The sequence below is a fragment of the Dietzia sp. E1 genome (genome assembly GCF_014145015.1).
Classification (GTDB): domain Bacteria; phylum Actinomycetota; class Actinomycetes; order Mycobacteriales; family Mycobacteriaceae; genus Dietzia; species Dietzia cinnamea_A.
This window is the reverse complement of record NZ_JAALDU010000355.1, coordinates 1-5,222: the sequence shown is the minus strand read 5'-3', so window position 1 is coordinate 5,222 and position 5,222 is coordinate 1. Positions and strand designations below refer to the sequence as shown.

The window sequence follows — 5,222 nt, the reverse complement described above, 5'->3', positions numbered from 1 at the left end:
GGCGCTCGCGATGCTCGGCGACGTGTGTCACGTCCTCGTCGAGGGCGGCCCGCGCCTGGCCGGGGCGTTCCTCGCCGCCGGGCTGGTCGACGAGGTCGACGCCTACATCGCCCCGCTCGTCCTCGGCGGCGGACGCTCGGCCGTTGAGGGGGCCGGCGTCGCCACACTCACCGACGCGCACGGTTTCACCGTCCGCGAGACCACCGTCCTCGGCGCCGACGTCCACCTGCGCATGACGGCGCCGACCACCCGACCCGCGCCCGCGGCGCCCGACACCCGGGCGCCCGCCATCGAACCGACGAGAGGACCCCGCTGATGTTCACCGGAATCGTTGAGGAGCTCGGCACCCTCGAATCGATCGACCGGCGTGGCGACTCCGCGCGACTGCGGATCCGCGGCCCGCTGGTCACCTCCGACGCCGGCCACGGCGACTCGATCGCCGTCAACGGGGTCTGCCTCACCGTCACCCAGTGGGAGACCGGTGCCCACTTCGACGTGGACGTCATGGCCGAGACGCTCGACCGCACCGCGCTCGCCGCCCTCGCGCCCGGTGACCCCGTCAACCTGGAGCGCGCCATGCGCGCCGACGCCCGCTTCGGCGGCCACATCGTCCAGGGGCACGTCGACGGCACCGGCCGCGTCGTCAGTCGCGTCGAGCACGAGCACTGGCACGTCCTACGGATCTCCCTGCCCGGCGACCTCGCCCGCTACGTCGTGGAGAAGGGCTCCATCACCGTCTCCGGCACCTCGCTCACCGTCTCGGCGGTGAGCGCGCCCGGCGAGGCCGACGCCTGGTTCGAGGTGTCGCTCATCCCCACCACCCTCGAGGCCACGATCCTCGGTGGCCTGGCCCACGGGGACGCGGTCAACCTCGAGGTGGACGTGCTGGCGAAGTACGTCGAGCGGCTGCTGGACGGACGCGGTGGCGGGTCCCGCTGACCGGATGCGCCATACTTGAGCCCGGACCCGCGGCCGCCGCCCGGGCTCGTCAGACACGAGGAGACCCCGCACCAGTGACCACCTTCGACGGCATCGAGCGAGCCATCGCCGACATCGCGGCGGGACGGGCCGTGGTGGTGGTGGACAGCGAGGACCGCGAGAACGAGGGCGACCTGATCTTCGCCGCCGAGCTCGCCACCCCCGAACTCATGGGATTCCTCGTGCGGTACTCCTCCGGATACGTGTGCGTGGCGCTCGAGGCCGAGGACTGTCTCCGCCTGGACCTGCCGCCGATGCGGGCCATCAACGAGGACCGCCACGACACCGCCTACACCGTGACCGTGGACGCCCGCACCGGCGTGTCCACCGGTATCTCCGCCGCCGACCGCGCCCGCACCGCGCGGCTGCTCGCCGCCGACGACACCGTCCCCGGCGACTTCACCCGCCCCGGCCACGTGGTGCCCCTGCGCGCCCGGCCCGGCGGCGTCCTCACCCGGCCCGGACACACCGAGGCCGCGGTCGACCTGGCCCGCCTGGCCGGACTGCGTCCCGCCGGCGTGATCTGCGAGATCGTCTCCGAGGACGACCCCACGACCATGGCCCGCACCCCCGAGCTGCGGCGCTTCGCCGATGAGCACGGCCTGGCGATCGTGACCATCGAGGCCCTCCAGGCCTGGCGGCGTGCACACGAGGTGCAGGTGGTCCACGAGGCCGCGGCCCGCGTGCCCACCCCCGCCGGCACCCTCACCGCCCACGGCTACCGCGACACCCTCCAGGGCGTCGAGCACGTGGCCATGGTCGCCGGCGACATCTCCGGCGACGAGCCGGTCGCGGTCCGTATCCACTCCGAGTGCCTCACCGGAGACGTCTTCCACTCCCTGCGCTGTGACTGCGGCCCGCAGCTCGACGCCGCGGTCGCCGCCGTGTGCGAGGAGGGACGCGGGATCGTCCTCTACATGCGGGGCCACGAGGGTCGGGGGATCGGCCTCGTCCAGAAGCTCCGCGCCTACCAGCTCCAGGACTCGGGCCGCGACACCGTCGACGCCAACCTCGACCTGGGCCTGCCCGCCGACGCCCGCGACTTCAGCCTCGCCGCGCAGATGCTGCGTGACCTCGGGGTGACGCGCGTGCGGTTGATGACCAACAACCCCGCCAAGGCCGACGCCCTGCGCGCCGGTGGGGTGGAGGTGGTGGCCAGGGTGCCCATGCCCACCGCGGTGACCCCCGAGAACCTGAGGTACCTGCGCACGAAACGGGACCGTATGGGCCACCTGCTCGAGGGGCTCGACGAGGGGCCCGCCGGACCGACCGGCGCCGACGTGGACGGAGAGGATCAGCGATGAGCGGCAGCGGAAGGCCCGAACTGGTCGTCCCCGACGCCCGCGGGCTGCGGCTCGGCGTGGTGGCCTCGACGTGGCACCAGGAGATCTGCACCCAGCTCGTGGACCGGGCGCTGGCCGTCGCCGAGGCCTCCGGAGCAGCCGTCACCCTCGCCCGCGTCACCGGGGCCGTGGAACTGCCCGTCGTGGCGCAGGAGCTCGCGCGCACCCACGACGCCGTGGTCGCGCTCGGCGTCGTCATCCGGGGCGCCACGCCCCACTTCGACTACGTATGCCGCTCGGTGACCGACGGCCTCACCCGGATCGCCCTCGACGAGGCCACCCCCGTCGCCCACGGCGTCCTCACCACCGAGGACGAGGACCAGGCCCGCGACCGCGACGGCCACGAGGGCGCCGCCGAGGACAAGGGCGGGGAGGCGGTGGCCGCCGCCCTCGGAGCCGCCATCGCCCTGCGCGAACTGAGGACCATCCGATGAACGACACCTGGGAGTTCGAACACACCCCGCGCCGGATGCGCACGACCGTCATCGCGCTGGCGGTGCTCATCGTCATCATCCACGTCGTGTGGGCCGTCATCCTCGTCCGCGGGGACACCGGCGTCACCATCGGCGTCGCCGACCAGCTGGCCTTCGTCGTCACCGGCCTCATCTTCGCCGGCGTCCTGCTCACCCTCCTGCGCATCCGCGTCCGCGCCGGCGAGCAGGGCGTCGAACTGCGCGGCCCCCTCCGGACCCGGGGGTGGGGCTGGGAGGACATCGTGGGCGTGACCTTCCCCCGCTCGAGCTACTGGCCCCGACTGGAACTGCCGGCCTATGAACACGCGGGGATCTGGGCGATCCAGTCCTTCGACGGCCGGGACGGCGTCGAGGCCATGTCGCGACTGCGCGAGGTCATCCGCGCCCACAAGCCCTCGGCCGCCGACCCCGAGACCGTCGCCGACCGCTGACGCGCCGTGGCCGACCCGCGTTCCTACCGCCCGGCCCCCGGCTCGATACCCACCGAGCCGGGGGTGTACCGCTTCCGTGACGAGCACGGACGCGTCATCTACGTGGGCAAGGCCAAGAACCTCCGCAGTCGGCTGAGCTCGTACTTCGCCGATCTGTCACTGCTGCACCCGCGCACCCGGCAGATGGTCACCTCCGCCGCCGGCGTGCAGTGGACCGTCGTCTCGACCGAGGTCGAGGCGCTGCAGCTCGAGTACACGTGGATCAAGAAGTACGACCCGCGGTTCAACGTCCGCTACCGCGACGACAAGACCTACCCGATGCTCGCCGTCACCGTCGGCGAGGAGGTGCCGCGCGCGTTCGTCTACCGCGGCCCCCGCCGGCCCGGCACCCGCTACTTCGGCCCCTACTCCCACGCGTGGGCCATCCGCGACACCCTCGACACCCTGCAGCGGGTGTTCCCCGTGCGCTCGTGTTCGGCCGGCGTGTACAAGCGTCAGGCCCAGCTCGGGCGGCCCTGCCTGCTCGGCTACATCGACAAGTGCGCGGCCCCGTGCATCGGCCGGGTCACCCCGGACGAGCACCGGCTGATCGTCAATGAACTCATCGACTTCCTCGCCGGGCGGACCGACGCCATCATGCGGCGCATCGAGAAGCAGATGATGGAGGCCTCCGCCGATCTGGACTTCGAGCGCGCCGCGAGGCTGCGCGACGACCTCGGCGCGATGCGCCGGGCCATGGAGAAGCAGGCCGTCGTGCTGGGCGACGGGACCGACGCCGACGTCGTGGGCGTCGAGGTCGACGAGCTCCAGGTCTCTGTCCAGGTCTTCCACGTCCGCGGCGGACGTATCCGCGGTCAGCGCGGCTGGGTGGTCGAGCACGCGCACGGGATCGACGAGGACGGCGAGTTCGACGCGGCCCGGGCGATCCCCGGCGTGGTCTCGGACTACCTCGCGCAGTTCTACGGCGGGGAGGCGGACCTGGCCGAGGCCGCCGAGTCCGGTGACATCGCCTCCGCCGTGCCCCGCGAGGTGCTGGTACCGGCCCTGCCCGAGGACTCCGACGAGCTCGCCGACTGGCTCTCGGGCCTGCGCGGCTCCCGGGTCTCGCTGCGGGTCCCGCAGCGCGGGGACAAGCGGGCCCTGGCCGAGACGGTCCACCGCAACGCCGTCGAGGCCCTGACCCAGCACAAGCTGCGCCGCAGCGGCGACCTCACCGCGCGCTCCGCCGCCCTGCAGGAGATCCAGGAGACCCTCGAGCTGGACTCCGCGCCGCTGCGCATCGAGTGCGTGGACATCTCGCACACCCAGGGCACGGACGTCATGGCGTCCCTCGTGGTGTTCGAGGACGGCATCCCCCGTAAGAGCGACTACCGCCTGTACCGCATCCGCGACGCCGCGGGGGACGGCCACTCGGACGACGTGGCCAGCATCGCCGAGGTCACCCGCCGACGCTTCCGTCGTCATCACGAGGACCCGGCGCTCACCCCGGACGAGACGGACGGACCGGTCGACGACGAGCCGGGCGACCCCGAGGCGGCCCCGCCCGCCCGCCGGTTCGCCTACCCGCCGCAGCTGTTCGTCGTCGACGGCGGGCGCCCGCAGGTCGAGGCGGCCGCCGAGGTGCTGTCCGAGCTCGGCGTGACCGACGTCCCGGTCATCGGCATCGCCAAGCGACTCGAGGAGATCTGGCTGCCAGGCGAGGAGTACCCGGTGATCTTCCCGCGTCACGGCGAGGGCCTGTTCCTCCTCCAGCGCCTGCGCGACGAGGCCCACCGGTTCGCCATCCGCGCGCACCGGGGCGCGCGCTCCAAGCGGATGACCGCCTCCGTGCTCGACGACGTGCCCGGGCTCGGCCCCGCCCGCCGCGCGGCGCTGGTCGAGAAGTTCCCCACCGTCTCCGCGCTGCGCGCGGCCTCCGTCGAGGATCTGTGCACGGTCCCCGGCATCGGGCCCGGCGTCGCGGCGTCGATCCTCGCGACGCTCGGCAGCGGCGGGTC

General features: G+C 73.2%; 6 protein-coding genes. All 6 read left to right on the top strand.

All coding sequences use genetic code 11. The features are described 5' to 3' along the window. On the top strand, positions 1–316 hold a 316-nt coding region (locus tag G6030_RS11790), incomplete at its 5' end, for a dihydrofolate reductase family protein (protein ID WP_182643251.1). After that, positions 316–939, top strand: a complete 624-nt coding sequence (locus G6030_RS11785; protein ID WP_182643250.1) for a riboflavin synthase — start codon at positions 316–318, stop codon at positions 937–939. The genes G6030_RS11790 and G6030_RS11785, both read left to right, overlap by 1 nt. 74 nt (positions 940–1,013) lie before the next feature. Beyond that, a complete protein-coding gene (locus tag G6030_RS11780; protein WP_182643249.1) occupies positions 1,014–2,282 on the top strand; it encodes a bifunctional 3,4-dihydroxy-2-butanone-4-phosphate synthase/GTP cyclohydrolase II in 1,269 nt (422 codons plus the stop codon). Then, positions 2,279–2,755 (top strand): 6,7-dimethyl-8-ribityllumazine synthase, encoded by a 477-nt coding sequence (gene ribH, locus G6030_RS11775; protein ID WP_007628592.1) that lies wholly within the window; start codon positions 2,279–2,281, stop codon positions 2,753–2,755. The genes G6030_RS11780 and ribH overlap by 4 nt, the downstream gene beginning before the upstream one ends. Then, the gene (locus G6030_RS11770; protein WP_007628590.1) at positions 2,752–3,225 is read left to right on the top strand and encodes a PH domain-containing protein; all 474 of its coding nucleotides are present in this window, start codon (positions 2,752–2,754) and stop codon (positions 3,223–3,225) included. Before ribH ends, G6030_RS11770 begins: the two co-directional genes overlap by 4 nt. A gap of 6 nt (positions 3,226–3,231) precedes the next feature. Continuing rightward, positions 3,232–5,222: excinuclease ABC subunit UvrC (gene uvrC, locus G6030_RS11765; RefSeq protein WP_182643248.1), on the top strand; the 1,991-nt coding region annotated here is incomplete at its 3' end.

Coding starts and splice junctions, on each gene's coding strand:
- G6030_RS11785 (WP_182643250.1), top strand. CDS start 316: ATGTTCACCGGAATCGTTGAGGAGCTCGGCACCCTCGAATCGATCGAC.
- ribH (WP_007628592.1), top strand. CDS start 2,279: ATGAGCGGCAGCGGAAGGCCCGAACTGGTCGTCCCCGACGCCCGCGGG.
- G6030_RS11770 (WP_007628590.1), top strand. CDS start 2,752: ATGAACGACACCTGGGAGTTCGAACACACCCCGCGCCGGATGCGCACG.